Genomic DNA, 26,201 nt, shown 5'->3' on the forward strand with positions numbered 1-26,201 from the left:
GAACAGCACGTAAAAAATATAAAAAGCCCACAACCTGGCACGTAACACCCTCATCATCTTTTGTTTAAGAAAATCGCCCGTACCTCACTACAATTTTCTTCTAATACGGAGGCATCATTTTCTATGGTGCTTTGATATCGTTCCTTGAAAGAAGAAAATTGATCGATTTTATCACCATCCACTTTAATCTTGTTTTGATTTGTCAGAAACTCTGAAAAACGGATTAAGACAATCCCCAAACTCTTTAGAATACCTATACTTTGATTTTTCTTGCTCTCGATTAAATCGAGGGCTTGGGGCGTAAATTGATAACCCTTTTCTTGTAAGGTAGTAAAAATCTCAACATTATACTTATTAACAATAGATAGGCCCATATGTAAACAATTCAATTCTTCAGCTGATATTTTGAGATTAGTAATTAATGCTCTGACCATTAATGGATCGTTATGCTCTATAGCCTTTTTTATAAACTCTAAACGCTGTTCATTATTATTAATCTTTTTATCTAAATCACCAATTGTCCTTGTAAGAAGATTAATCGCATGAGAATTTTGTTCTTTTATGGATATCTCTATCAATTCAGATACGATTTCAGGAGTAAAAACATCTGGTCCATGTTGCTGCAAAACGTCGGTCACTACTTTCTCAATTAGATGTTCATTCATGCCTTTAAAAGCGCTTGTTAACATTATGCGATAACTATCAGATATACCTTGCTCATAGAACTCCTGCATCATCGTCGTTTTTAATAACTCTTGTATACATCTATAACTACCCAAAGAAAGGGCATACAAAAAAGGGGCTTTTAGCAAATTCATTTTGCCCTCTTTCTGCAGTTTTTCTGAAAGTTTCCCTAATGCATTAGCGGAGTCACGGACAATGGCGCATAGTGCGGTATCAGTAATCTCTTTATTGGTAAAATTAGTCTCGCTATTATTTAAAATATATTCCGCCGCTTCAGCATCATCGAACTTCATAGCAAAGTGCAAGCCACCGCCAAGGTTTGGATCTATCATTTTTTGCTTCGGGGTCAAATATTTATTCAACAGATCGCCTTTACTAGGAAATCGTCCATCACTTGGCCGCTCATTACTAATTACATTTATATTCATATCCAACGTGTTATTACCCAAAGAAAGTAATGAAAAATTAAATGCCTCTTTTGATAACCACTTAACCATTTTATCTTCACTCTCAAATTGCTGACTCACTCTTGAATTATTAGGGTCATATACTTTATAGACTCCATCTTTATCTCGCGCTATTGCAATAGTATGTTGTAACGTACAGACACGCATTACCTCATTGGGTTGTAAATTGATTTCTTTTATTATTTCAGCCCAGTTTCCGAGGTTTGTTTCAAGCCCTATTTGAAAAACTGATTGCAAGTATTTACCCTTTACATGCAACTGTTGATGAGAGTTAGATTGGCTGTATTTATTGCGCGTACTTTTCCCTTCATTAACTTGCAGCGCAATTATTTTTTCAACAAGACTAAATAGCTCTACCTCAAGAAACTCATCACTCCCTACAGGAGGCTTTTGAGCAATAAACGACAAAAGTCGTTCAAACTCTTGTTCTTTTCCATCCAATACATATTGAATATACAAAGTAGATAATGCATGGCAAATTCCATCCTCATTTACCTTGATCGGCAGGTTATGATATTTAAGGTAGTTATTTAAGTTTTTAATTACAGAATATTGTTCTGTATTTACGTTGTTTTTTGACATGATATACACACTCCATTGAGACCGAAACTATTGTCTCGTGGTATATAGATAACTCCATTATAGCGCGAGAACATTAAGCGAATCTGAAGTAACAATAGAAACGCTCAATTACCGTGCATCAGGAGCTAGAAAATAGATGGGACATCACATTTGCTGAAGAAAATAAGGTTGCTTTATTTGAAATTGAACCGCATAGCTCTATCTACGTCTTTACAAACAAGCCTCCGTTCAGACCAATCAATGGGTGGAAAATAATAAGTGTATTAATTTGATTGAATTCTAAATTGGTTGTTGGTTTTTAGCAGCAATTTTGTCATTATGAAATCTATGTATAATATAAAAAAAGGTACGAACATCTTGCTAATAAACTCTAAACTATTGACCTTTTTATATTATATATCCATCGTTAGCTTTGTACTGTGTAGGACACAACATTATCTGGCAAGAAATAGAAGTAATTCATTATTATATTGGCGTAACGCCTCTTTGTTGACTGATATAGTATTTCAGCTCGCGCGTAATGCCTATATAGAGCATATAACATTAGCAGCAAAAATTTTCTTTTCATCCGACCAAAAAATCAGGCTCCTCTTCATGACATTACATTCTCGATTGCTCCGTTTAAAAAAATTATTTGAGAAAGTGGATGACCTAGTCGACAGCATGACTCCAGAAGAGATCTTATCCTTAGGAGATGCAATTTTAGGTCCCCAAATGAGTCCCTTTTTAGGAAGGATGCTCGATGAAGAGGATTTATGTTTCATTAATCAACTCATATCAGAGAAGCTCCTAACAAAAGAAGAAATATTTTCGTTTTGCAACTTAATTGCTCACAAATTACACCTGCAAGCACATCTTACCGCCTGTTATGAACGGGAGAATAGTTCTGTAATAAAGGCCACATTACGCCAACAAATAGCGCAAGAGAACATTGAAATAACTGGCATATATTTTATTTTTGTGGCCCATTTTATTAAAAAAAATAAGCAAATTTTAGACCTGGTTTCTCGTAATGAAAACAATGAATTAACCTATGAGATATTAAAAAAAATCTATCCAGAATCAAGCTACGTGGGTGAACTGGATCAAATAAAACATGACACCATCGAACATCGCTATGATCTGCAGCAAGAGCTACTTGTGGGAAAAATTAGTCCTAACTATTTTTTGGCGCAGCTAGAAAAAAAAGGACACCTTGAGCACGCTAAGCTAGAGTTAAAGCAATTATCCAACAGGCCAGTGACCTATTACGAATTACCATCAATCATTCAGCAGAATTATTTAGACGTAAAAAAGTATTTTATAAAACAAGCATTAAAAATTGGTAAAATCGCAGGAATCACTTTTATTTTAATCTGGGAATATCAATCTAGAATTGGTTTTTATACTACCAAACCTCGTTCATGGAGAACGCCCCAGAATGGTAGGGGAAGATAAGCTCCGCATCGCTCAAAATGACAAAAGAAAACTATCTGCTTGGGACAAAGTTCATATAAATGACATGATAGATACAAGTGATCCAGCCCAGTTGTCTATCCAAATCAAAACAATAACGTGTGCAAAAGACGAGATTTTAGTACTTAACAAAGACAATCATGCAGGATACTTCACAAAGCGACTCATTCAAACTATGATACATCAACTCGCAGACAGGATTGATGTGGCACACAATCCAATTAGTAAACATACTGACTAATTAAGTAATTAAATTTCAATTAAAGCAAATCTATTGTTATTTTACAGGATGTTAAAGATGATAAAAGCCAAGCAGTTTCCATTACATTTATTCTTGCACTCGAACATCGCTTTTTCCGGTGGAATGGGACTTGTCTTTGCACCCCGAGCGATTTTTTAATGGATATAATCTCTAATTACAATAATTAATAAAAAGTCATAGATTATGAAATATAATTTTTTTGCAAAAAACCCAGACAACTTGCTATTCGAATGGAACGCCGCCAAAGAAAAAGATTGGCCCATTCTAAGGCGTAATTTTGTAGCAGCCTATCTCTGTACTTATATGGAGCAAGCTCCGCCTAAGGTAGGAGAAAATTTTGCAAGGCAAGCCGAAATATTATGGGAAGAAGCTTGTGAATTACCCCCGAAAGATGCTCTTAATCGACTCATGGGGACGCTGATCCAGCCATTACAGTTTTATTTATTTTACCAAACTGCTCCATTGGAAAATGAAATTGACAAAATCAAAGAATATTTAGCCAATCCAGAAAAAGAAATCACTACTGTTAAACAACGTCTAATCAATCTATTTAAAATTAAGTGCTATTTTGAAGAAACTTTTGACCAAGAAAAAAATAAAATAAATAACAACAATGAAATTAAATATTTAATTTTGCGCTTTCATGAGCAACCCATCGCTTTTTTTACCTGTGAATTGAACTATAAATCAGGCTATACCTATTTACGTTTTATTAATATCTCTCCCGCATTTAATAGATTAGGTCTTGGTAAAATTATTCTAAATGAAATGGATAAATATTTTTCTGAGTCATTAGGCTTAGAATTATATGCACGAAAAGATAACCTATCCGCTATCGCTTTTTATAAAAGTTGCGCGTTTAGACAATTTGCAGCTTTTGATTTCGATGAGCCCTCTTATTTTGACGCCCCTATCCTCCATTTTCCACAAGATGATGCAACCAAGGAGCTCGAAGAACACGTTGGATTCCAAAGAAGAGCCTATCCTTAAGCTAAAAAATTAGATAGTAATATGCACAATTCTTATATGGTAGGACGACTTCATCGATGAATCTTTTTTCTCCCAATCGCTCCACCACATCCAATACCCACAGACTCAGTGTATTCTACGAGGCATCAATCTCAAGCGCTCGCCAAAGATACCAAGATGCCGCCGTGCGAAAAGGACTCCAACGTTCGCCATACTGTTCGAGTTCCTTGGGAGTAGGCATATCATCGAGAGCATATACTTTCATAAATCCTTTGCGTACGCCAAAATCGTGGGAGGGAAGAACATCGAGCCGCCCCAAACTGAAAATAAGAAACATTTCTGCCGTCCAACGCCCAATGCCTCTCACTTGACTAAATGCCGTAATCAACTCAATATCACTCATTGTTTCGGCTTGCGCCCTATTTGGAATTAAACGAGCTATTGCTTTTTCAGCTAAATCCTTTAAAGCAGCAACTTTTGCCCGAGATAATCCTACCGATCTCAGCTCTTCCTCGGAAGATTGGATGATTTGTGCCGGCTGAGGGAATGCGCTCGAACTCCCAAAAAGTAATTTCAAACGCTCTAAAATTTTTGCTGCAGCCTTACCATGGAGTTGCTGATATAAGATAGAAGAACCAAGAGCCTCAAATACTGTCTCTAAGGGATCGAGTTCTATCTTCATAGAACCGATTATGTCGATTACTTTCTTTAATGGTGGGTCTATTTCAGAAAGAAAGCACATCGCCTCCTCCCTCTGTGAGATAGTAATCAATTGATGTGATGGATGGTGAGCTCTTGGCATATTCACTTCTAGCAGTTCGTGATTTTGTCAGATAATTATCCATTCATTATAAGAATTTATTATTGATTTTCCTAGCCAAAAAGGTCTATCTTATTTTTAGAGCATGTTAACTCGTTCTACCTAAAATAATCTCAGTCTTTATTCTCAGTAGAGTCAGTTAACACGATAGGAGATAAAAATGTCTATATGGTTTAGGGAGTTTACAGTGAAAGAGCTCAATCACTTTGGTAAAAATACCATGTCTGAGTTTCTTGACATTCAATTTACTGAAGTGGGAGAGGATTTTTTAACAGCCACCATGCCGGTCAATGAACGCACCAAACAGCCATTTGGTATACTGCATGGAGGGGCTAATATGGTCTTGGCTGAAACCATTGCCAGTATGGCCGCAAATGGAGTCGTTGACTCTAACCAATTCTATTGTGTTGGTTTAGATATTAATGCCAATCATATTCGCTCAGTTAAAGAAGGCCTCGTTACGGCAACAACCTCCCCTATCCATTTGGGACGGACTACTCAAGTATGGCACATTGACATTTTTAATGAAGCGGGAAAACAAACCTGCATTGCCAGAATGACTGCAGCTGTTCTGCCACGATAATGAATCTATTTCATGGGCCCAAATAAGTAAATTACTTTAACACAAATGAAGCGGTTGTGAATAACTAGTAGTCAATGACATTTACAGTAGCTAGAGATACGAATGTAGGCTCGTTTGTAACTCCATTAGAAGAGTATTCTCTTGCAACCAAAAGGTTTACCTGCTCTAAGATACTCAACCGTTTTTCCTCGTTTTTTCCTGTAAAAACATCCTTTCCTAAATCAATTAATTCGCGCCTGTCGGAAAAGTGAATATCTGTTTTGGTCTTAGAAGGTGAATTACGTGGGAACCTACCGTAAAACTCATTCCAAGAGAGAGCATCAGTATACTCGCATACTAATTCACCTCAAAAATCAATGATATACTCTGGAGTTGTATGTACTCGAATATAAGTATGAGTTTCGCGCCGCCCATCTCAACAAGAAATAGACAACTTGTCATGATATATATCTATTTTTGTTTAAATTTTCATTTATGTCGACGAGCGCGCTTCACCGCCATTTGTTCTTTAAACCAATACCATTTCTGCGCACCAATCAATTTACTAATGCTATTATCAAGTACTAATAAATTGAATAGATTCAACAACGCCATCATTCGTCGTGTAAATGGTATTGCTTGGGAGCGAAGGATTAAGCTAAAGCCCGCCTCTACATAATAAACATAATACCAATAGCCACTCGGTATAAATAAAGTTTCATAAGGCTCTAGAACACACTCCATACCTTTTGCTTCTTTCAATTTCGGATACTTAACAAAATCAGGATCGCCAATATCTATATTGGTTGAAACAGTTAAAGGATGTTTATAAAGCAGAACCGATTCGGATGGAGCAAACAGTATAACTTTTCGCTTTCCGAGAAATTGTGTCAAAAAAATATGGGACAAATTAACATCATAATGGGCATCAACAAAAGAACCTCGCCCCCCAAAGAAAAGAAAGGGGCGCTTTTCTAAAAAGGAAGGAACAATAGGGGGAAAATCAAAATCATCACTCAATGTTGGTATGTGTTTGAAGATATTAAATAAAAACATACGTAAATGAGTTCGCTCTGTAGCAATTAAATCTAAATAATCACCAAAATTCATGTGGGTGGTCACTTCCAGATAGTTTTTTCCTGTCCCTGAAAATGACTCACCATATAGAGGAATAACCACATCCCCTGCACAGTCTTTAAAATAATCGAAGCTCCATTTCGTTCGAGCTAGCCATGATTCGCTGAAATTAGTAAGAATTACGGGTGTACATGGAATTAGATAATGCTGTTGAAAAATATCCGGACCAGATAGGGTAATACGCGAAATTGGTTCTAATTGTAACCTTGCCATAATAGCTCACCGACTTCCAGCATTAATAAAGTATAGTTGCTTTTTATCAATTTGACTTTTTTATTACATTAAAATAATCAGATCATGCATTGGCTTACACGCCTCAATAGTTCACCCAATGGTGCCAACTTAAGAGATGTAGCCAGTGTGATGGCGCAGCCGTAACCCGGGATCAAAATCTGATTCAAGCTCCGCTCTCTCGAATTACTCTTCGCTCTATCCAGGCTACAATTTTATCTGAAGTTGACGCAAGTAATAGTTTACTGATTAATTGAGAATATCTGATTAAATCGGAGGAGGTTTTGTGGGAGCAAGATTTTCTGCTTTTAAAGCAAGACCAATGGCTCTATTAGCTCTTTCTATTGTGCCACTAAGTTCAACTGCTGTGGTTGCAGTGAGTGTTGCATTAGTTTGCGCTACATCGACACCGTCGGCATTAGTGTGATAATCATCGACTACTTTAAATATCAGATTCATCATTGTACCGCAACACGAATAAATTTTATGCCCCTTGAAAGTAGCAACAATAGGTCGAATGTTATGATGATACTCAATTCCTTTGCCAACAAAAAATTTATCCATCTCTTGCAATTTAGAACCCTCTTTACCCATTATCTCTGTAACGGTCATGGCAATACCGCCATCCTCTTTTCTCATCGTAGTCAACAATAGTTCGTAGCCTTGAATATAGATAAATATTGGGGAAATCATCATTTTTAACCCGGTTATTGCTGTAAATGTAGCTAATTGCTCTGTAATAACCGCATCAAATTTTGTTGCAAAATCAGTGATTTTAATCGATGGATGAATACTGACGGCGCGATCTCGTGCTTGGTATAAAGAACAACATTGAGAATCATAATGCATCACTTGATCTAATTGTTCTGGCGTTACACCTAGAGCTGGAGTATCACGAAACTCGCCAAGCCGGAGTAAGCCCTCTTCATGGGAAGCAATAGGAGCCTTTTTCGCAAACATACCTCCTGTTCCTGGCGTGCTGATTGTTGCCCCATGATGGTAAACGCCGCGAAAAAATATCTCCTCGTAAGAGGGATTAAATGCATACTCCATGAGTTGTTTAGCGGTAGAACCAATTTCTGCACCAATAACATATGCAGTACAGGCTTTACCATAGCTGTCTGTGTAATTGCCAAGCGCCTCTCTCAAACGGTCAGAAGCAAAGTGCATTCGCAGAGTTGTTAAAATTATAGGAATAGTCAGTGGGTCGTTTTCGGCCAAAAAAAGATGTAGCGGTTTGCATCGATAGCCCGATGCAAAAATAATATCTTGATTTAAATCAAATCCTTCTCTTTGCTCCATCAGCTGTTGGAGTAAGATTCTTTTCTTTGCTGCTACTTCCTCTGATGGTTGAGTAGACAACACGTCAACTAAAGTGGTCATCAGATTACCTTGCTATCATTTTTATTATTAAGTGTATGACTAATTTCAAGCAATGTACAATAATCAACCATATTAATATATTAATAACCAGCACATTTGCTGGTTATTAATCACTTAGATTTAACATAAAGGTAACCCTTTTTCTTTCCATCGTTCAAATAGATTTTTTATTGCGTCATAGAGAATATCTTGCTGCATCATAGACATTGTTCTTTGGGGAATAGGCTTGCTTAACTCATCGTACAATAAGTCGTCATCAAATCCGTATTCAGCAGCACATTTTCGATCTGCGATAAAATGACACTCTTTAATACCTGACCAATGAATGGCCGCCAAACACATGGGGCACGGCTCGGAAGTACAATAAATAATGCAGGAGTTCAATTGGTATGTTGCTAACCGTTTTGAAGCGATTCTAATAACATTCATTTCTGCATGACATGTCGCATCGTTTTCTTTTAAAACAGTATCATGAGCCAGAGCAATAACCTGGCCTTCATTGACAATACACGCACCAAATGGTGCCCCATTACCTTGTTCAATACCATTCATTGCTTCACGCAACGCTAACTCAAAATAATGTAGCATTTCCAATAACCTCCCCACAAACAATCTGGTTGTAGTAATGTTAATACAATTGGAGTAATGAGCAATGACTACTTAATTATGCTGTCCCAAATTAATAGATTCTGACATGCGCCAATTCCGTCCATCGCGTGGTATAAGCTGGGGACTTAAGTTCAGCCCGCATCGCCCAAGGCTTAGAATACCCTTCAGCGGCCAATCGAATAGTCTGTCGGCCAAACCGTTGATTGATACTATCCAATACAGACATAAGTTGCTCTGTATGAGTTAACTGCTCATCAGAGGGCTGGTGAAACATATCCAATTGTCTTGGATTTTTAGGCGATAAATCTTCAAGACATACGCCTGCTTTTTTATAGTGATATCCCGGTTTAAAAATCCGGCGCAGACATCTTTTAGCCGAGGTGGTAATTAAGCGTAAATCGTCAGTTGGGTTTATAAATTTTAGTTCGATTGAGGGGAAGTACTGCACCAAATCATCACGAAACCTGTTGGTATGCACAAATACCCACAACCGTTGAGTCACTAATTTTTGCCTACGTAATTTTTCGACTGCCCGAGCGCAATGACTACTTAATGATTGCGCTAAAGAACTAAAGTCGGTTTGCATCTGCCCGAAGCTTTTGGATGAGAGAATACTTTGTCTGGTCCCTGCATCGTCTAAACTAGCGCAGGAAATTCCCTGTAATTCCATAGCGGTGCGCATAAGCACCACATTAAATTGTTTTTTTAATAAATGATGGTTAGTCATGGCTAAATCATGGGCTGTTTGTATCCCTTGCTTATTTAACTTATGAACCCACTGACATCCTATACCCCAAACATCGCCAACGTCTATTTGTTGCATCCAATAGTTCTGCGAACCACTAATATCAACCACAGGAGACTTCACTATTTTCCGGGCAACGTGATTGGCAATCTTCGCCAAAGTCCTCGTTTGTCCTATACCAATAGAGGTAGGAATGCCGGTATTTTTTAAAATCTTTTTTTGCAAGTCACAACAAAAAGGCTCGCGCATAAAGGAAGGCATGCTCGATAAATCAAGAAAAGCCTCATCAATAGAGTAGATTTGCAGATGCGGCCATTGCTCTTCAATCGTCATCATTACCCTATGGGATAAATCTCCGTATAGCGTGTAATTAGACGAAAAAGCATGTACTTGATGTTGCTGACACAGTGCCTTGATTTGGAAAAAAGGCGCCCCCATTGTAATACCCAAGGCTTTAGCCTCGTTAGAACGGGCGATGACACAGCCATCATTATTCGAAAGCACCACGATAGGCCTATCGCGTAAGTCAGGTCGAAATAAGCGCTCACAAGAAGCATAAAAATTATTACAATCAATCAAAGCAAACATTAAATCGGCTCATGAAGAACTAAAGTCACAACACCCCAAATTACAACATCCTGCTCATCAGTAATATCAATAGGCTGATATTTAGGATTAGCAGGCATTAATTGCACTCTTCCCTTTTTGCGTAATAAACGTTTCACGGTTAATTCGCCATTAATAGCAGCAATCACTATTTTCCCATCCACTGGCTCGAGGCTTTTATCAACAATAAGCAAATCCCCAGAAAAAATTCCAGCATCTACCATCGAATCTCCTGTAGCTCTAAGTAGAAACGTAGCCGCGGGATGTTTGATAAATTCAGTATTTAAATCAAGATAGCGCTCAATATAGTCGTCTGCGGGAGATGGAAACCCAGCTTGCACTTTGCTTGAAAACACTGGGAGGTAATACGTCTCTTCCATAGTTTGTTCAATGAGTTCTAATTGAGAAATAGGCACGCGAATGGTCTTTGTTGGCTCCCCTTTAGGACGGCCAGCTCCTTCGCGCTTCCCACCACGTGGTGACATGATAACCTCGTTACAATTGATAGTTGTTACAAATATCATAAATACAAAAAGCTTGAATGTAAATGCAATGAAATTTGCAAACTCTAGCTAAAAGAGCAACAGAATGTATTGCAACTTGTATAGTGTTGATATTGAATATGCCATCCCAATAATTCAGGAAGAGGTAACTTGTGGGTTTACATACAGATTCTTTTAAATTAAATGACAAAGAAAAGAGAATTGTTCATTTAGCCGCTTTAGGCGGTATGTTAGAGTTTTATGATTTTATTATTTATGGTGTTTTTTCAGTTTATTTTGCACAGCAATTTTTTCCTGAAAGCGCCCCCTTGCTCGCCGTAATTAAAAGTTATGCCATCTTTATCTTAGGTTATATAGCACGACCTATAGGCGGTATGCTTTTTAGTCATATAGGCGATGAGTATGGCAGAAAAAAAGTATTAGTAGTTACTATTGTTCTAATGGGACTCTCTTCTTTAGCAATAGGCATTCTGCCTACCTATGAACAAATAGGAATAGTAGCGCCTCTCTTACTATTATTGTTTCGTTTAATTCAGGGATTGGCTATTGGTGGTGAATTACCTAGTACCTATGTCTATATTAGTGAGTCGTTACCTGGAAAGCAAGGCACGGGATTTGGTCTAACAATGTTTGGAGTGAATTCAGGTCTGCTATTAGGCATGGCTATTAATCAGTTGCTTACTTCTCTATTATCCATCGAAGAACTAAGCTCTTATGGTTGGCGCTTACCTTTTATTTTTGGTGGGGTGCTTTGTGTTATTAGCTACCATATCCGCAGAACCTTAGGAGAAACATCCGCATTTAACAAGATTCATGATAAACCTGTATTTCCTCTAGCTACGTTATTAAAAGAGCATTTACCTCAATTGGTAACAGGTATTGCAATAACAGCTATCATGTCAGGATTAGCCGTATTAACCATTATATTCATGCCTACTTATTTAAATGAAATGCTCCATATCAACGCTCACTTGGTAGGGCACATCATGCCTGTAATGATGCTATTTAATGTAATAGCAATTTATTTCACAGGAAAAATAGCTAATCGAGTAGCACCATCCATTATTTTAAACTATTTACTCTTGTTAAGTGCCGTACTCATTCCCCTCAGTTATTGGCTTATTAGTGTCAATACAAGTTCTGTTTTCTTAGTTTTAGGATTAATTATACTAGGCGTTTTGGAGGGCGTCGCAGCAATGATTATTCCCTTAATAATATGCAGTCTATTTACTACATCAATACGCTTAACTGGAGTAGCTCTTTGCTACAATATTGGCTTTACACTATTTGGAGGCATAGCACCGATGGTTGTCAGCACCCTTATCAATATGGGATATAATGTGTACTTGACTCCTCTAATTTATTTATTAGCCATCGTGATTATTTGCAGCTTTGGTTTAAAAAACTTAATGTCGAGACAACCAACACATCTACCCATAACCAATTGAATCAAGCTTTGTTAATTATCTCAATAAACGCTATTATCAGTGCCAATTTTTTAAGATCTGAGTTCTAAAGCTTAGATCTTATTCGGCGTTGGTAACGTACAAAAGCGAGAAAAATGAATAATAAACTCTTTATTAGAAAATAATATTATTCTTATGTTCATTTGTACCCTATTTCTTAATACTATCTTAAGATAACCCTTATATAATATTTTACTATTTTCATATTTTATAACCAGTTTTATTTGGAGTATGGCGTTTATGCTCGATGTCAATATTTGGTTGCCTACCACAGTTTTATTTAATAAGTACCGAATCAAACATGGAATTTTTGGCCCTATACTAGCGTCCGAATCCAAAGGAGAACATGTTGGGCATGCAAATTTCATCGTAAAAATTGATGAGCGATCAAAAGACTATGTATTCGTAGATGCTAATTTTGAAGAGCTGGGTCCTAAAAAAACATTAGATATAATTCCCACATCAGTCGCTACAGAGAAGCATCAGTCATCTATTGCACCCAAGACCGTTCGTTGTAATCAATTTACCAACAGTTTTTGGCCCGACAAGAAACCCACTGTTTCGAGCATATTGTTCAAAGACCCATTAAAAAAACTACATTTATATCCAGGAAAAGCAGGAGTAAAAGCATCCTTTGAGGCTCATGAAGACGACATGCGCGCAGAAGAAGACCGTGTCCACTCCATCATATCAATTGAACATAAACAACCTCTTGCAGCGTTTATTGAACAGATACAAAGTGAAAAAAGAACAAATCTAGACTTTATTGTTAGCACGAATGAATTGGAACTCAATCTAGATAAATCAGAGGAATTGCAAAGACAACTAGGCCAGCTAGAAAAAGGCCATGTGGAGCTAACTAATCAATGGCACCAACTGACTCAATCCCATCAAGCTCAAATGAGAGAGTTGAAGTTATCCCAAGAAAGAAATACCCAGCACATGGAGGGGAACCGTACACAACTTAAATCGCAAGAAAGAATCCAAACGTACCTCCTTCAAATTCAAAATCCGGAGCAATCAGCTCAAAAACAACTCACAGCCATAACTCAAAATATCCAAAAATTAAAAACGGAACGACAACGCTTAATAAAAGAAAATGAAGCGTTGTCTGCATTGAAGCAGTCGCTTGAATCGCATTATGCACAAGACGTCGGGCAACTTGAGACTACATTGGCACAAAACAAAAATCAAAAAGAAGAAATTACCACTGCAATCAAAGAAGTTGAACTTAAAATTGATGGAAAAACCAGGAAAGATGTAGCAGCCTTAATAATGGATGGACGTCGCCGCACAGAAACGACCAAGCGTAAAGAACAATTTTTGAAAGATCGTGATTTTACTGAAGGGAAACAGCCTGAATATACAATTACTCTTCCTACTAAAATGGATGGCGTACCGTATTATCTAGATGAAATCAAAGTCCTAGAAGCGATGCGTAAAGAGAGACAAACCAAGTACTCATTTATTTTCCATAATTGTGCAGCAAGCGTGAAAAGCTGTTTATTGGCAGGAATTAGTGAGCCTTTAAAGAAAAAATTACGCGAAGCAGGAGTAAAAAGTTCATTTTTCACTATGGATACCATAGAAACTTGTAAATCATTAAAAACCTGGGCATGTACTTTACAAACAGCTTTACTTAAGCTTAATACTCAAGCGACACAGGAGAATGAACTATCCGAAAATGAGCCTGATGGCAAAGTCATTGCCCTTGGAGCGTAACGCTAAGCTTTTTGCATCTTTGTCTTGAGTGCAAGGTCCAGTCAGGCACAAGATGCGGTTCCCCCCCCCCCAGATCTATTATTTGCGAAAACTCAAAATTAGTGCTTAGATTCATACTATAATCACTGAGTAGCGAGCTAAAATGACATCTCGTCTTGATTTTTACGTAATTTCTCCTGAGGCAGTAAAGGCCATGTTAAACCTCGAAGGTTATGTGAATAAAAGCGGTTTAGAGCCTTCTTTACTTCATCTCATCAAACTTCGTGCATCTCAAATTAATGGGTGCGCGTTTTGTGTCGATATGCACACCGCTGAGGCACGCAAAGGGGGTGAATCAGAACGTCGACTGTTTGCGGTAAGTGTCTGGCGTGAAACACCTTTTTTTACAGAGAAAGAGCGTGCGGCACTGGCCTGGACAGAAGCAGTTACTTTATTATCCGAAACGCAAGCACCAGATGATGTTTATCAAGAAGTACTTCGTCATTTTAATGAAAAAGAAACTGTAGACTTAACTATGGCTATTGTGACAATTAATAGTTGGAATAGATTAGCAGTAAGTTTTCGTAAAAAACCTAGCTTGTAACTTTATTAGACCTCTTTCAAAACTCGACTGTATCGAAAGAAGTCTAATAAAGCATGACAACTATTCCGCACGATTATTTCATAGGAGGAATCATGGGCTGTTTAATTAACGGGCAATGGTCTGACACTTGGTACGACACCAGCAAAACTGACGGAGCATTTAAAAGAGAGTCTCCCCAATTCAGACAGGCAATTACCAAAGAAACCGATTCATTATTTCCTGCTGAAAAAGGGCGTTATCATTTATATGTTTCCCTTGCTTGTCCATGGGCTCATCGAACACTTATCTTTAGAACTTTAAAACAATTAGAAGAATATATTAGCATTTCTGTTGTACACCCCCATATGTTAGAAAATGGCTGGGAATTTAAAACTGGTATGGCTGGAAGCACCGGTGACACATTGTATGGACTGCACTATCTTTATGAACTTTATTGCCAAGCAGACAACCAGTATTCTGGTAGAGTCACTGTACCAGTATTATGGGATAAAAAAACACAAACCATTGTGAGTAACGAGTCCGCGGAAATTATTCGTCAACTCAATCACGCCTTTAATCACTTAACAGGCAACACACAAGATTTTTACCCGGAACATTTGGCAACAGAAATTGATGCCACCAATGACAAGATATATACCACTGTTAATAATGGGGTATATAAATGTGGCTTTGCTACCAAACAAGAGGCCTATGAGCAAGCTTTTTATGAATTATTTGCGACTCTAGATGAGTTAGATGCTCATTTAAGTCACCGTCAATATTTGGTGGGCGAGCAACTAACGGAGGCGGACTGGCGTTTGTTTACCACCTTGATTCGTTTTGATGCGGTTTATTTTGGTCATTTCAAAACCAATCAGCAACGCATTAGTGATTATCAATATTTATCATCTTATTTGCAGAAACTGTACCAATACCCTGGCATAAAACAAACTGTTAATTTTGAACATATTAAACAACATTATTATTACAGTCATAAGGCCATTAATCCGACACAAATTGTTCCAGTAGGACCTAAGCTTAACTTTCAATAAAACGGGCCTCTGGTTAAGCTAGCTGATAATACAGGAAGATCAATCCACTAAAGTACAGGTGCCCTAGGGGATTGCAAGCGTGTATGGCACAGATCAGTTTCATTACAGAAACTTAAGTTGTCGCCATGCCTCAAAAAGAATAATAGCTACGGCGTTGGATAAGTTAAGGCTACGACTTTGTTCTCGCATAGGAATACGAATGGTGAGGTTCGTGTTACGAATTTCATCAGGCAAACCGCGGGTTTCTTGACCAAACAATAAGATATCTTCCGGCTGATAAACTACATCGCTATAGAGCTGTTTACTTTTAGTAGTGCAACAAAAAATTCTACGATGGGCATTTTGTTCAGCAAAAGCAGCCCAATTATCATAATGTAGAATTGATGCCCATTCGTGATAATCAAGTCCGGCACGACGCATGCGTTTGTCATCAAGGGCAAATCCAAGGGGATGTATTAGATGTAATTGTGCGCCACTATTAGCACATAAGCGAATAATATTCCCTGTATTCGGTGGAATTTCTGGTTGATAAAGAGCAATGTGTAACATAGGGTCAATTTTTTATATGGAAATCGCGATTCTAACGAACAATGCTGTCTGAGAAAAGTTATGTTCCTCCATATTCATTATCTTTTTAAATTTCAGCAGAAAAGCGCCGCCAAGAAATCAAGGAGTGAAATCATGGATTCGAGAATGGAGAGACCGTGTTGTTATCGGGGAAAGAGCCCAAATTGCGCATAAAGTGAGGCTGATAAGTAAGTTATTAATACAAATAGTATTATAAAAAAGGGGATCAACATACAGAGAGGAATAACGTTAATTAATTCACGAAACATAAATTTTCCTATCAACACTCTAGTTTATTTATTGCCTTTATTAGGCTAGAGCAAAAAAACGCTATTCTAGAGGTCGATTTGAACGAGCAGGCTAACCAGTGAATCCTTGCCCCTGACATGGAGGCATGAAAAATTACAAAGTTGAACAAAAAATAATCTATACTCTAGATGAAAACCGTAGTTCAAACTGTTGTTATATGCTAACAATAAGGAGCTTATTATGATTTCTAACTATATTAAAAGTCTTTTAATTGTACTTATCACTACTGGTTTTATGTCTAACAGTTATGCTGTATGGAATTACAATAAAAATAAAACAAAATGCACTGGAACTCATTGCGTGCATACTACCGTACATAAACATTGCCAAGCAGGTAAATGCTGGGATTCAAAACATAAGAGTGTGTATAACAGATAATAAATTTAACACTGCGTGTGAATAAAGCCATTATTAATTTAATAAAACTATTCTCTTCTAAATTTAGAATAGTGCATTAATGGTGGCTACTTCATAAATGATTACAGGTGTAAAGGTGAATGCTTCTTTTACTAGACGTCAATAGTTTCATGACGGATTTGATGTTTTTTCATATAGGCATATAAATGAGACTTGGAGATATCAGGAGCCACTGTATGGATGGATTGAATCGTATATGCAGCTGCAGCTGCGCCTAACTGACAGGCGTGAAGAATAGGCTCATTATGTTGTAAACCTAATAAAATTCCAGCAATAAAAGCATCTCCTGCTCCGCTAGTATCTATTACTCTATCAATTTGAGGTACCTCAATATATTCTTCACATCGTTCATTAACCACAACATATCCTAGTCGCCCAAGAGTGATCACCGCATGCATCACACCGCGACGTCGCAGTTTACGACCCGCGCTCAAACAATCTTCAATAGAATTAATCGCCATATGAGTTAATATACTCGCTTCTAAACGATCTGTTTTGAGTAAAAAAATCTGTTCTAAACTGTAAGGTAATTTTTGCGCCTTTGTTACCGAAACGGCATCAATACATACAAGCAGGTTTCGTGTAACAGCTTGTTTTAATACCATGCCTATTAATTCGGCGGGTAAATTAGTATCCAAAAAAATAAGGCTCTGTGGATGCCAGGAATCCCAAGCAGGGGTAAACTGAACAATAGTAAGCTCATCGTAAATATTCATATCAGCAAGAGCGACAAACAGCTCCCCATCATGATTTAAAATAGCGTAATAATGCGATGTTTTTTTATCAGCTAAGACAACGCAATGCTCTGTATTGACGCCCAAACGACGAATATGCTCCAGCATTTGTCGACCATGAGCATCATCACCGACCACACATTGCAAATGAATATTGGTTGTCCAGTGAATTAAATTTTGCGCAACATTTCGAGCAACGCCCCCATAAGAGCTGGTTGAAGAAACGGGGTTAGACGTACTTAAGGTCAGATTAACTGATGATTTCAGTTTGCAATCTATATTTGCGCCGCCAATACAAAATATATGTTTTATCATAAGATACAGAGAAAAATCCGTTTTAATTAATCTATAGAATGACGCATTGGATTACAATGCTACAACATTTTCTGTTCACTTGATAGCTTATCATTACGAGCGTTGCGAAGTGCTTTTTAAGAAATTTCATCATAAGATTTTTATATGATGCTATTATTAAATTAACGTAAGTCCAATATACAATAAAAGAAATTTAAGAGATTAGCATCATGGATCAGATGAATTGCTTTTTCCGCTGCATATTTTATTGCTATGGGTTTGGATGGCTCATAGGCGGATTAATTTATATTGGCGCATCCATAGCAGTCCCTGTTTTATTTTCCCCCGAGACTCAATACACCCCAGCAATTGCCTCTCAATTCATGTTAGCATTGCATACCGGTTGGCCATATTATGTACTTGTTTTTACGGTTTTTACTATTGCAGATAGCGCAATGATGTTCATCGGCTTAGCATTTCGCAGTATTTGGGGGATGAGTACATTCACCAATATCGCCGTTTTATGTTTTTTTGCCGGAGGATTTGCTGGGGTATGTGTTGATCTCAGCTTACTGAGCGGTTGGATGATCATGGGTATTTTGAACTTATCGCCCAAGATTCTTCATGGTTTTTGGTCTGTATTCCTAACACTACAATATATAGGAGCTATACTGTCAGCCTGGGGCTTTTTTATTGGAAGTATTGGAATTTATGCTATTTACCAAGCCAGCAAATCCATAACAACAATAAGTAATGGTTGGAGAAAGTTGACTCTATTTATCTTTTGGCTTTGCTTATTCATTCTATTGACAATAATTTATTCTTTGATCACTAATAATGGCATTCCCTCTGATATTATTTTTTTACTATTCACTCTCATCGTTGCCCCCACGTGGTCCATTTGGTCTATCAATCAATTAAAAAGAATAGCAACCAATGCCAGCCCATCAAATTAAAACCCGTTAAATAAAACTCAACAAGAATAGTAAAGATATTATATCGTCAAACAAGAGTTATCCTGTAAAATGCATCATACGTAAACAAAGGCCTGAGTAAAACAGGAATTAGAAATACAGAAAGGGAATTTTTATGACACAAAAAATCAATGAGATTTTAACCAAAATTAAGCTAACAAGACCTTTTATATTAAACATTACCGATTATTATGCCTTAGAGCTTATTACCAGTGGAGTGCGTTGTTTAGGCGCCTTTCCGATAATGAGTCATGCAGAGCAAGAAATAGAAGAGCTTCTTAAATTATCTAAATCGGTAGTCATTAACCTGGGCAAATTAGATGAACAATTAATTCCTCTGAGTCATCGCATCTGCCGTACAGCTAATGAGCTCAAGATTCCTATTATTTTAGATCCCGTTGGTACCGGGGCAAGTCGCTATAGAACAGATGCGGCAATGAGCATTGTTGAGAATCACAAAATCGCTATCGTTCGAGGTTATCCCAATGAAATTGCGGGATTATTAACAGGACAATTAGATACTCCCAACCACTTTCCTATTGATACGGATACGGTTATAAAAAATGCCAAATCATTATCAACAAAATACAAGGTTGCAGTCGTTGTCAGTGGTAGACGACATATAGTCATTGATGCACATCAAATCGATCAATTTAATTTTGACTCCGCTCTTCTACAAAAGGTGGCCGGAATAGGCAGCTTACTCTCGTCTATTATAGGAGTGTTCCATGCCATAGAAAAAGATAGATTCCTCGCTGCCCATAGTGCTGTTAATTTTTATGCTAATTGTGTAGGACCAACATCCAGTAAATCAACAGGCCCCGCATCCCTAATCACCGGGCTTATCGATAAAATGTATTTTTATTCCTCTTCTGCCATATCCTACTAACTTAATTATTGGAAAACTCGCTACAAAAGGAAAAACACAAAGAAACTTAGAACAGGGATGTACGCGCCGGCACATGAGGACTCGAGCACCGTAGCGACAAAGCAATTCGCCGATACATTAGAACAGCGCAAGAAGTCTACTTTAAAATAACAGCGAAAGCCCGAAGGTTACGGTATCTTGAGTCGCATTTTCTTTCTCAAGATTTTGGAGCATTTTAAAGGTTCCATAATCTTGTTCATGCTCATATTCCACAAAAAGGCTTATCCCGGGCGCTAAACGATAATAAGGTCTAATAATGTATCGCATTTGATTCACCCCGTTACCAATTGCAGCCTTTATCACTGTTCTAGATGCTAAAATGGCCCTAGCGCCTGTTCTGATAAAAAAATTATTCGTCATTTGTGAGTCACGCTGCAACTCAATATCTAATTTAACGCTTCCTCCATAAAAATACGTACGAACATTTGTTGCAATAAAATAAGGCATGAGCCCTTCTATGCCAATACCAGGCTGCCAATAGGGTGATTGAGCAGGTCTATAAAAATAATTTATTCCGCCTTTTATCGCCCAAAATTGATTTATAAGATGCCAATAGAAAATATCAAGATCCGCATTTTGGATGCTTCCTTTTTCCATTTCGGCATCATTACTGAATAACTCTAGCTTATTGTAATCATACCCATATAAACCGTTAAAGGTCAGTTTCTGTACTTGATGAAAAGGATCAGCTCCTAAATCCAAAAAGTTAGCCCCATAGATCCTCATCGGGTGCGCCATGGGATGGTGCACCAATGTTTGGTCGATAGGAGGGTGATCGACACGAACAATTGGACGATTAAGATAAGATGTTTGTTGAATAATATGTTCTGGTTTTGCCTCATCTTTAGTAATTTCTAGTAATGTAGTGTATTGAAATACACGAGACATGCCGCTCATCATATGATAAAGAAGGTGGCAATGAAAAAGCCATTGGCCATTAGCATCCGTATCAACATCAGCGGTTACCGTAGCACCTGGAGGGACATCCAAAGTATGTAATAAGGGATCATAACTACCATGTCCATTACGTAAAATAAACCAATGTCCGTGTATATGCATAGGATGACGCATCATGGAAGGATTCGTAAAAATAAAACGATATCTCTTATTTGGTTTTAAGGGGATTGGACGAGCAAGATATTCAGGTACTCCATTAATAAACCAAATATACCGATCCATATAACCAAATAACTCCATTTTAATCACCTGATTTACCGGTTTATTAGGATCATTAGTTTTCACTGCCGCTTTTAACGTTTGATATTTTGTTCCAAAAGTTTGGGCCTTTTGCCCCATAAAAGGGGAGAATAGATCACCCTGTTGCGTTGGCTCGGTCTGCATCAACATAACACCCATGCGGTGATCCATCTTCATGTCATGGTCGCCTGATTTCATCTGGGAAGATGCGCCGTCCTCATGCATCATTAGAGACATCATTTGTCGCATCGCAGGTTTAGGCTCAGGAAAAGGTTTAACGTTTTGGTAAGGAACTAATTGCTGTGGTTTAGTTATTAATGCGCCATAAACGACACCAAGGGTATCAATAGATTCGGCATAAATAATATAGGGTTGATTTTGTTGAATTCTAACCAAAACATCATAAGTTTCACCTGGCGCAATTTTTAATTTTTTTATTGTGTAAGGAACCACATCATTGCCTTCAATGTGTACTACCTGCATGGAACTGTTCGGTATTTTTACATTAAAGATAGTGCTAGCAGCAGCCCCTATAAATCGCAATCGGACTACGTCTCCTTTACATACTCGAGCAGTCCACGGCACTAATTTTGATTGCCCATTCAACAGAAATGCATCATATGCCACATCACTAATATCATAAATACTCATGCGCATTTGCTGCATCATTTTGTAATCATCAAACAATTTTCTGTCGCTCATCAGCTGAAGAGCTGCGATAATCACGAACAAACTTGACTAAAGATGGCTGCAATGGAAATTTTGGAGAATAATAGTCCCCTTCCTTTTTCAGATTAGCCAAGATCTGTTCGGGAGCGGTGTTACTCCAATCAGACAAAACAATCACATAATCTTTCGTGTATTTATAATGGGTAGGATGTATTGGGTCGATGACAAAAGCGCCATATAGACCTTGTTGTTCTTGTAATTCAGCATGAGCATGATACCAATAAGTACCATCTTGCTCTAAAGTAAATTCATAACGGAAAACACCGCCGGGCGGAATCCCCTTCTGTGCTACTCCCAAAACACCATCCATTTGCCAAGGGACAAGCAAACCATGCCAATGAATTGCTGTTTCTTTATCAAGATGGTTAGATACATTGATAGTAACTCTATCCCCTTTTTTAAAATGCAACGTCGGGGCTGGAATCTGATTATTTACCGCGATAGCTTTCTGAAATTTTCCGGCATACTGAACCATCTTGTATTGAACAGAGAGGTTTACTATATGATGAGCAGCAATAGCGGAATGAAAAAATAACAGTGTTATCAGGCTATAGCTTAAAAAGCGAGTCCATTTCACACAAGCCACTCCTTAAATGATATCCAACTGTACCATAACTTTTAACTTTTTCCCCTTTTAGCTTAGTAAATTCACTGTAAACGAGCTTATTATTCGTAGGCTCTTCTTTATTTTCAACATTTTGTTCTGTAATAAGACAAAAAAGGTGTTTTATTTCTATAATTAAGATAGAATTGACCAATATTAAATCATTGAGACCGCGAAAAAGACACTGCACCTCATTATTCTTTATTGATAGGATCATTTATGCCTGAATTAAGACGCTTCGTTGATGCCCAAACAACAGACTATGCCCAAGCAAAAAAGGAAATTGCTGCTGGACAAAAAACAAGTCATTGGATTTGGTATATATTTCCTCAACTTAAAGAACTTGGCTACAGTAGCACTGCAAAGTTTTATGGTATTGTTGATTTTAATGAAGCCTGTGACTACCTAAGTCATCCAGCTCTCTTTAAGAATTACAACGAGATGATAACCCTTGTTGAACAACAATTAAGTAAGAAACCAACTGCTTCTCTAACGCATTTGATGGGTGGGCAAGTAGACGCTAACAAGTTAGTATCCAGTTTAACTTTATTTCGTAGCGCCGCAGCGTTCCTGGAAGCCCAACCAGGAAGGCCCCAACATGATTTTAAAGAGATAAAAGAACGTTGCGACAATATCTTTAGCATTATAGCAACGCAGGGCTATTCTCCCTGCCCCACGACGCTCACTTATCTACCATCTGGCTTGGAACCACAAAAGAAAAAAACGCCGGTACAGCGTAATACTCTTTTCTCTACTCCAACACCTCCAGTCCAACCAACATCTATTGAAGCCGCAGCGATTAGAACACAAACAAGCTCTCCTCTTCTTCCCTATCTGAAAGACTACATCCAAACACGTCCTAATGAATGGTCGTATCATTATAACTTTTTGGGACTCGTTGCTTTAACTTATTTCATTCTAGATGCAGTTTTAGGAACGGATTATTTCCATATAAAAAATAGCGAAGTCAAAGTACATGCAGCAACTAAACTAATGCACCTACTAGATCCGCAATACAAGGGCTCCATTGAACCATTTACCAAAGCGGAACAAGCGGCCTTAGGAGAAGGACGCCTTGGTGCTCGGGTTGCCGAACAAGGAGGCTTACAACACTTAATACAAAATGCTCCTACTCATCAGTTTGAAGAGCCAGATTCAGAAATCAATTTAAGAGCCCAATAGTTAATGTTGAGAATAATGGTCTTGATTACCCTATGCGGCATCAAGGCTTCATCGGCTGCTCGCCCCCCTTCGTTTGAGTGCCTACAAATAAGCTGAAGCAGTACAATGCCCTTGCAGGAACGCTCGAAACGATGCATATCGAAGACAATATACAAACAGATCTTGAAATGGTAACATTTAGACCAATTAAATCACTAAGGAATCATTTTGAATCATATCCATTATAGAAAGAAACATTTTTATATAAAAAAAACCATTCCTTTTTGCATTCTCTTAGCTAGTTTTTTATTTTCTTGGTCTGTATCAGCACAGTTAATTTCTCAAGAACATCTTGCTGAGATAAAAACCTATAAATACACTTTTTCTGACCACAACGAATTTACCGTGTCGTTTGCTGACTATCCTAAAGGGCAAGAGCGATTTTACGAGCTGCAATTTGAAAAAGATGCGTTCTTACCTAATGAAATTAAAACAAGCTCTCATAGCTTAAAAATTTCGGGAAATAATCATAGCGATGATTTATTTATGTTCGCCTATAAAAAGCTAAGTGGATTGAAAGCCAATACTCGTTATCTCGTGAGTTTTTCTTTAGAGTTCGCATCTAATGCCCCCAGCGACTCTGTAGGAGCTGGCGGCTCTCCTGGTTCATCTGTTTTTGTAAAAATAGGAGCAGTGAACAAAAAGCCTGAACGTTATCTTGATGAAGCCAATAACTATAGAATGACCTTAGATAAAGGTAATCAAGCAATTGACGGCAAAGACATGATATTAATAGGAACGATAGGAGTTGATACCCATGATTCTATTTACCGCTTAAAAACCTTGCCTTATCAACCCGATGCAGAAATGCAAAAGAAGCTTGATGATTACTACGTTACAAGTAACGATAAAGGAGAAGCATGGTTAGTTGTTGGTACTGACTCAGCCTATGAAAGCACCTCGACTATATTTTACACTAATTTAATAGCCTCTTTTAAGGAGCTAAAATAAGTTCTTTTGAGTAGGTTGAGCAAGTTTTTGCCTGACCTATTCAAGTTGAATGCTACTGATCAACTCGCTACAAAGATAAATCAATCACAAAATTTTATTTTCTTTTCTTTCCTACCTTAATCATTTTCACTCCTTTAATCGTGTTATCACTTACCTTTAAAATTTCAATACGATAATTGTCTATAACGAGGCAAGACTCAGCAGGAGGGATATAGCCTAAATACTCGATAATCAAACCACTTAATGTTCTTGGCCCGATTAAAGGCAAATTCCAGCTCATCATACGGTTTAAATGACGTAATGTCATACTTGCATCTACTATGACATACCCATCATCTAGGGGCGTGATGTCACGACTTAAAGCAGCGATGTCCGTGGTAAACTCGCCCACTATTTCTTCAAGTATGTCCTCCATGGTAACCAATCCCAGAATATCGCCATATTCATCCACTACAAAGCAACTACGTCTTTTCATCTTTCTAAAATTCAAAATTTGGATGTTTAATGGTGTGGCCTCTGGGATAAAATAAGGGGCATCGGCGCTTTTTAATAAACTATCAATATCTAATTTATCTTCTAATGCCAAATTTAAAACGTTTCGAGCATGAATCATCCCGACAAGATTATCTATAGATCCCCTGTATAAAGGCAAACGAGTATGTTGTGCTGTTTCTAATTGTTCTAAAAGTTGCGACCATGGTTGCTCTAAATCAATACCCACTATATCCGCCTTAGGAACCATAATATCTTCAACAGTAGCCTGTTCCAAATCCAACAAACTAATTAACATGCTCTTATGTTCCACTGGCAAAAGGCCGCCAGCTTCATGTACCACGGAACGAAGCTCTTCACCAGTTAGGGCTTCTTTCTGCATCTTGTTTATTGAAATGCCAAATATTTTCAAAATTCCATTAGACGTTAAACTAATCGTATGAACTAAAGGGGCAAAAAGCCAAAGTAAAATTTTTAACGGTAAGGAGCATGAGAAAGCAACTTGTTGAGGATAAATTGCGGCTAGTGTCTTAGGTGTCATTTCAGCGAAAACCAACACAACCAGTGTTAAAAGAACTGTCGCAATAGCGACCCCAATTTCCCCATAATAGCGTTGGCCGATTAATGTAGCTATAGTCGATGAAACAATATTGGCTAAAGTATTGCCTATTAATACGACACTTAATAACTTGTCAGGTCGTGCAAGCATCTGATTAACACGAATAGCTTGTTTATCATTTTTTTTTACCAGATATCTTAATTTATATCGATTAATAGACATCATGCCTATTTCAGATCCTGAAAAAAATGCTGATAATAAAATCAAAAAAACTAGAATGATCAACAACGTTGAAATAGGGAATTGCACTTAGTTTCCTCATGATTTTGCTGCGAGAAAATAAAGTATCATAAGGGATTCAAGAAAGCGAGATTGATAAAGAGTTTAGAATATCTAAACTCTTTATCT

23 protein-coding genes and 1 pseudogene are annotated in these 26,201 nt (G+C 37.7%); 13 read left to right on the plus strand and 11 right to left on the minus strand.

Going from position 1 to position 26,201, the window contains the following annotated elements; genetic code table 11:
* Nucleotides 1-53: 53 nt before the first annotated feature.
* Nucleotides 54-1,733: a hypothetical protein gene (locus LFA_RS20385; protein WP_231865868.1), complete on the minus strand. Its 1,680-nt coding sequence runs from the start codon at nucleotides 1,731-1,733 to the stop codon at nucleotides 54-56.
* A 594-nt stretch (nucleotides 1,734-2,327) separates the two neighbouring features.
* Between LFA_RS20385 and LFA_RS15830 the strand changes: the two genes are divergently transcribed.
* The 3 genes from LFA_RS15830 (at nucleotide 2,328) to LFA_RS15840 (ending at nucleotide 4,440) form a co-directional block, all read left to right on the plus strand.
* Complete coding sequence (locus LFA_RS15830; protein WP_045097022.1) at nucleotides 2,328-3,170, plus strand: hypothetical protein; 843 nt, start codon at nucleotides 2,328-2,330, stop codon at nucleotides 3,168-3,170.
* Complete coding sequence (locus LFA_RS15835; RefSeq protein WP_045097023.1) at nucleotides 3,154-3,429, plus strand: hypothetical protein; 276 nt, start codon at nucleotides 3,154-3,156, stop codon at nucleotides 3,427-3,429. Before LFA_RS15830 ends, LFA_RS15835 begins: the two co-directional genes overlap by 17 nt.
* Nucleotides 3,430-3,633: 204 nt before the next feature.
* A complete protein-coding gene (locus LFA_RS15840; protein WP_045097024.1) occupies nucleotides 3,634-4,440 on the plus strand; it encodes a GNAT family N-acetyltransferase in 807 nt (268 codons plus the stop codon).
* A gap of 115 nt (nucleotides 4,441-4,555) precedes the next feature.
* Here the strand turns inward: LFA_RS15840 and LFA_RS15845 are convergent, their stop codons facing one another.
* Complete coding sequence (locus tag LFA_RS15845; protein WP_065814378.1) at nucleotides 4,556-5,221, minus strand: DNA-3-methyladenine glycosylase family protein; 666 nt, start codon at nucleotides 5,219-5,221, stop codon at nucleotides 4,556-4,558.
* Nucleotides 5,222-5,399: 178 nt separating this feature from the next.
* Here LFA_RS15845 and LFA_RS15850 point away from each other — a divergent pair, with 178 nt between their 5' ends.
* Nucleotides 5,400-5,822, plus strand: a complete 423-nt coding sequence (locus tag LFA_RS15850) for a hotdog fold thioesterase (protein ID WP_045097026.1) — start codon at nucleotides 5,400-5,402, stop codon at nucleotides 5,820-5,822.
* Between the two features lie 468 nt (nucleotides 5,823-6,290).
* On the opposite strand, the gene LFA_RS15855 is transcribed toward LFA_RS15850, so the two are convergent.
* The 5 genes from LFA_RS15855 to LFA_RS15875 all read right to left on the minus strand — a co-directional run bounded on the left by LFA_RS15855 (nucleotide 6,291) and on the right by LFA_RS15875 (nucleotide 10,997).
* Nucleotides 6,291-7,151 (minus strand): cupin-like domain-containing protein, encoded by an 861-nt coding sequence (locus LFA_RS15855; RefSeq protein WP_045097027.1) that lies wholly within the window; start codon nucleotides 7,149-7,151, stop codon nucleotides 6,291-6,293.
* Nucleotides 7,152-7,436: 285 nt separating this feature from the next.
* The gene (locus LFA_RS15860) at nucleotides 7,437-8,552 is read right to left on the minus strand and encodes a hypothetical protein (RefSeq protein WP_045097028.1); all 1,116 of its coding nucleotides are present in this window, start codon (nucleotides 8,550-8,552) and stop codon (nucleotides 7,437-7,439) included.
* A 120-nt stretch (nucleotides 8,553-8,672) separates the two neighbouring features.
* Nucleotides 8,673-9,140 carry a nucleoside deaminase gene (locus LFA_RS15865; protein ID WP_045097029.1) on the minus strand — a complete coding sequence of 156 codons (468 nt, stop codon included), beginning with the start codon at nucleotides 9,138-9,140 and terminating at the stop codon, nucleotides 8,673-8,675.
* 91 nt (nucleotides 9,141-9,231) lie between these two features.
* Nucleotides 9,232-10,494, minus strand: a complete 1,263-nt coding sequence (locus LFA_RS15870; protein WP_045097030.1) for a Y-family DNA polymerase — start codon at nucleotides 10,492-10,494, stop codon at nucleotides 9,232-9,234.
* Entirely contained in the window at nucleotides 10,494-10,997 is a 504-nt protein-coding gene (locus LFA_RS15875) for a LexA family protein (RefSeq protein ID WP_045097031.1), read from the minus strand. Before LFA_RS15875 ends, LFA_RS15870 begins: the two co-directional genes overlap by 1 nt.
* Nucleotides 10,998-11,167: 170 nt before the next feature.
* Here LFA_RS15875 and LFA_RS15880 point away from each other — a divergent pair, with 170 nt between their 5' ends.
* The 4 genes from LFA_RS15880 (at nucleotide 11,168) to LFA_RS15895 (ending at nucleotide 15,817) form a co-directional block, all read left to right on the plus strand.
* Nucleotides 11,168-12,463: an MFS transporter gene (locus LFA_RS15880; protein WP_045097032.1), complete on the plus strand. Its 1,296-nt coding sequence runs from the start codon at nucleotides 11,168-11,170 to the stop codon at nucleotides 12,461-12,463.
* A gap of 258 nt (nucleotides 12,464-12,721) precedes the next feature.
* Nucleotides 12,722-14,203 (plus strand): hypothetical protein, encoded by a 1,482-nt coding sequence (locus tag LFA_RS15885; RefSeq protein WP_052674014.1) that lies wholly within the window; start codon nucleotides 12,722-12,724, stop codon nucleotides 14,201-14,203.
* Nucleotides 14,204-14,345: 142 nt separating this feature from the next.
* Nucleotides 14,346-14,786: a carboxymuconolactone decarboxylase family protein gene (locus LFA_RS15890; RefSeq protein WP_045097033.1), complete on the plus strand. Its 441-nt coding sequence runs from the start codon at nucleotides 14,346-14,348 to the stop codon at nucleotides 14,784-14,786.
* Between the two features lie 92 nt (nucleotides 14,787-14,878).
* Nucleotides 14,879-15,817 carry a glutathione S-transferase family protein gene (locus LFA_RS15895; RefSeq protein ID WP_045097034.1) on the plus strand — a complete coding sequence of 313 codons (939 nt, stop codon included), beginning with the start codon at nucleotides 14,879-14,881 and terminating at the stop codon, nucleotides 15,815-15,817.
* Between the two features lie 102 nt (nucleotides 15,818-15,919).
* Here LFA_RS15895 and trmL read toward each other — a convergent pair whose 3' ends face one another.
* A complete protein-coding gene (gene trmL, locus LFA_RS15900) occupies nucleotides 15,920-16,366 on the minus strand; it encodes a tRNA (uridine(34)/cytosine(34)/5-carboxymethylaminomethyluridine(34)-2'-O)-methyltransferase TrmL (RefSeq protein ID WP_045097035.1) in 447 nt (148 codons plus the stop codon).
* A 507-nt stretch (nucleotides 16,367-16,873) separates the two neighbouring features.
* Here trmL and LFA_RS15905 point away from each other — a divergent pair.
* Nucleotides 16,874-17,071 (plus strand): hypothetical protein, encoded by a 198-nt coding sequence (locus tag LFA_RS15905; RefSeq protein ID WP_045097036.1) that lies wholly within the window; start codon nucleotides 16,874-16,876, stop codon nucleotides 17,069-17,071.
* Between the two features lie 131 nt (nucleotides 17,072-17,202).
* Here the strand turns inward: LFA_RS15905 and LFA_RS15910 are convergent, their stop codons facing one another.
* On the minus strand, nucleotides 17,203-18,159 hold the full coding sequence (locus LFA_RS15910; RefSeq protein WP_052674015.1) for a carbohydrate kinase family protein: 957 nt from the start codon (nucleotides 18,157-18,159) through the stop codon (nucleotides 17,203-17,205).
* 209 nt (nucleotides 18,160-18,368) lie between these two features.
* On the opposite strand from LFA_RS15910, the gene LFA_RS15915 reads away from it, so the two are divergent.
* Complete coding sequence (locus tag LFA_RS15915; protein WP_045097037.1) at nucleotides 18,369-19,094, plus strand: hypothetical protein; 726 nt, start codon at nucleotides 18,369-18,371, stop codon at nucleotides 19,092-19,094.
* 133 nt (nucleotides 19,095-19,227) lie between these two features.
* Nucleotides 19,228-20,001, plus strand: a complete 774-nt coding sequence (locus LFA_RS15920) for a hydroxyethylthiazole kinase (RefSeq protein ID WP_045097038.1) — start codon at nucleotides 19,228-19,230, stop codon at nucleotides 19,999-20,001.
* Nucleotides 20,002-20,142: 141 nt separating this feature from the next.
* On the opposite strand, the pseudogene LFA_RS15925 reads toward LFA_RS15920, so the two are convergent.
* A pseudogene (locus LFA_RS15925) lies at nucleotides 20,143-22,513 on the minus strand (multicopper oxidase domain-containing protein).
* Between the two features lie 276 nt (nucleotides 22,514-22,789).
* Here LFA_RS15925 and LFA_RS15935 point away from each other — a divergent pair.
* Nucleotides 22,790-23,752 carry a DUF1810 domain-containing protein gene (locus LFA_RS15935; RefSeq protein ID WP_045097040.1) on the plus strand — a complete coding sequence of 321 codons (963 nt, stop codon included), beginning with the start codon at nucleotides 22,790-22,792 and terminating at the stop codon, nucleotides 23,750-23,752.
* A 207-nt stretch (nucleotides 23,753-23,959) separates the two neighbouring features.
* Nucleotides 23,960-24,742: a hypothetical protein gene (locus LFA_RS15940; RefSeq protein ID WP_231865869.1), complete on the plus strand. Its 783-nt coding sequence runs from the start codon at nucleotides 23,960-23,962 to the stop codon at nucleotides 24,740-24,742.
* A 94-nt stretch (nucleotides 24,743-24,836) separates the two neighbouring features.
* On the opposite strand, the gene LFA_RS15945 is transcribed toward LFA_RS15940, so the two are convergent.
* Nucleotides 24,837-26,102: an HlyC/CorC family transporter gene (locus tag LFA_RS15945; protein WP_045097041.1), complete on the minus strand. Its 1,266-nt coding sequence runs from the start codon at nucleotides 26,100-26,102 to the stop codon at nucleotides 24,837-24,839.
* Nucleotides 26,103-26,201 lie beyond the last annotated feature (99 nt).

The sequence above is a fragment of the Legionella fallonii LLAP-10 genome (genome assembly GCF_000953135.1).
In the GTDB taxonomy this organism is placed as follows: domain Bacteria; phylum Pseudomonadota; class Gammaproteobacteria; order Legionellales; family Legionellaceae; genus Legionella; species Legionella fallonii.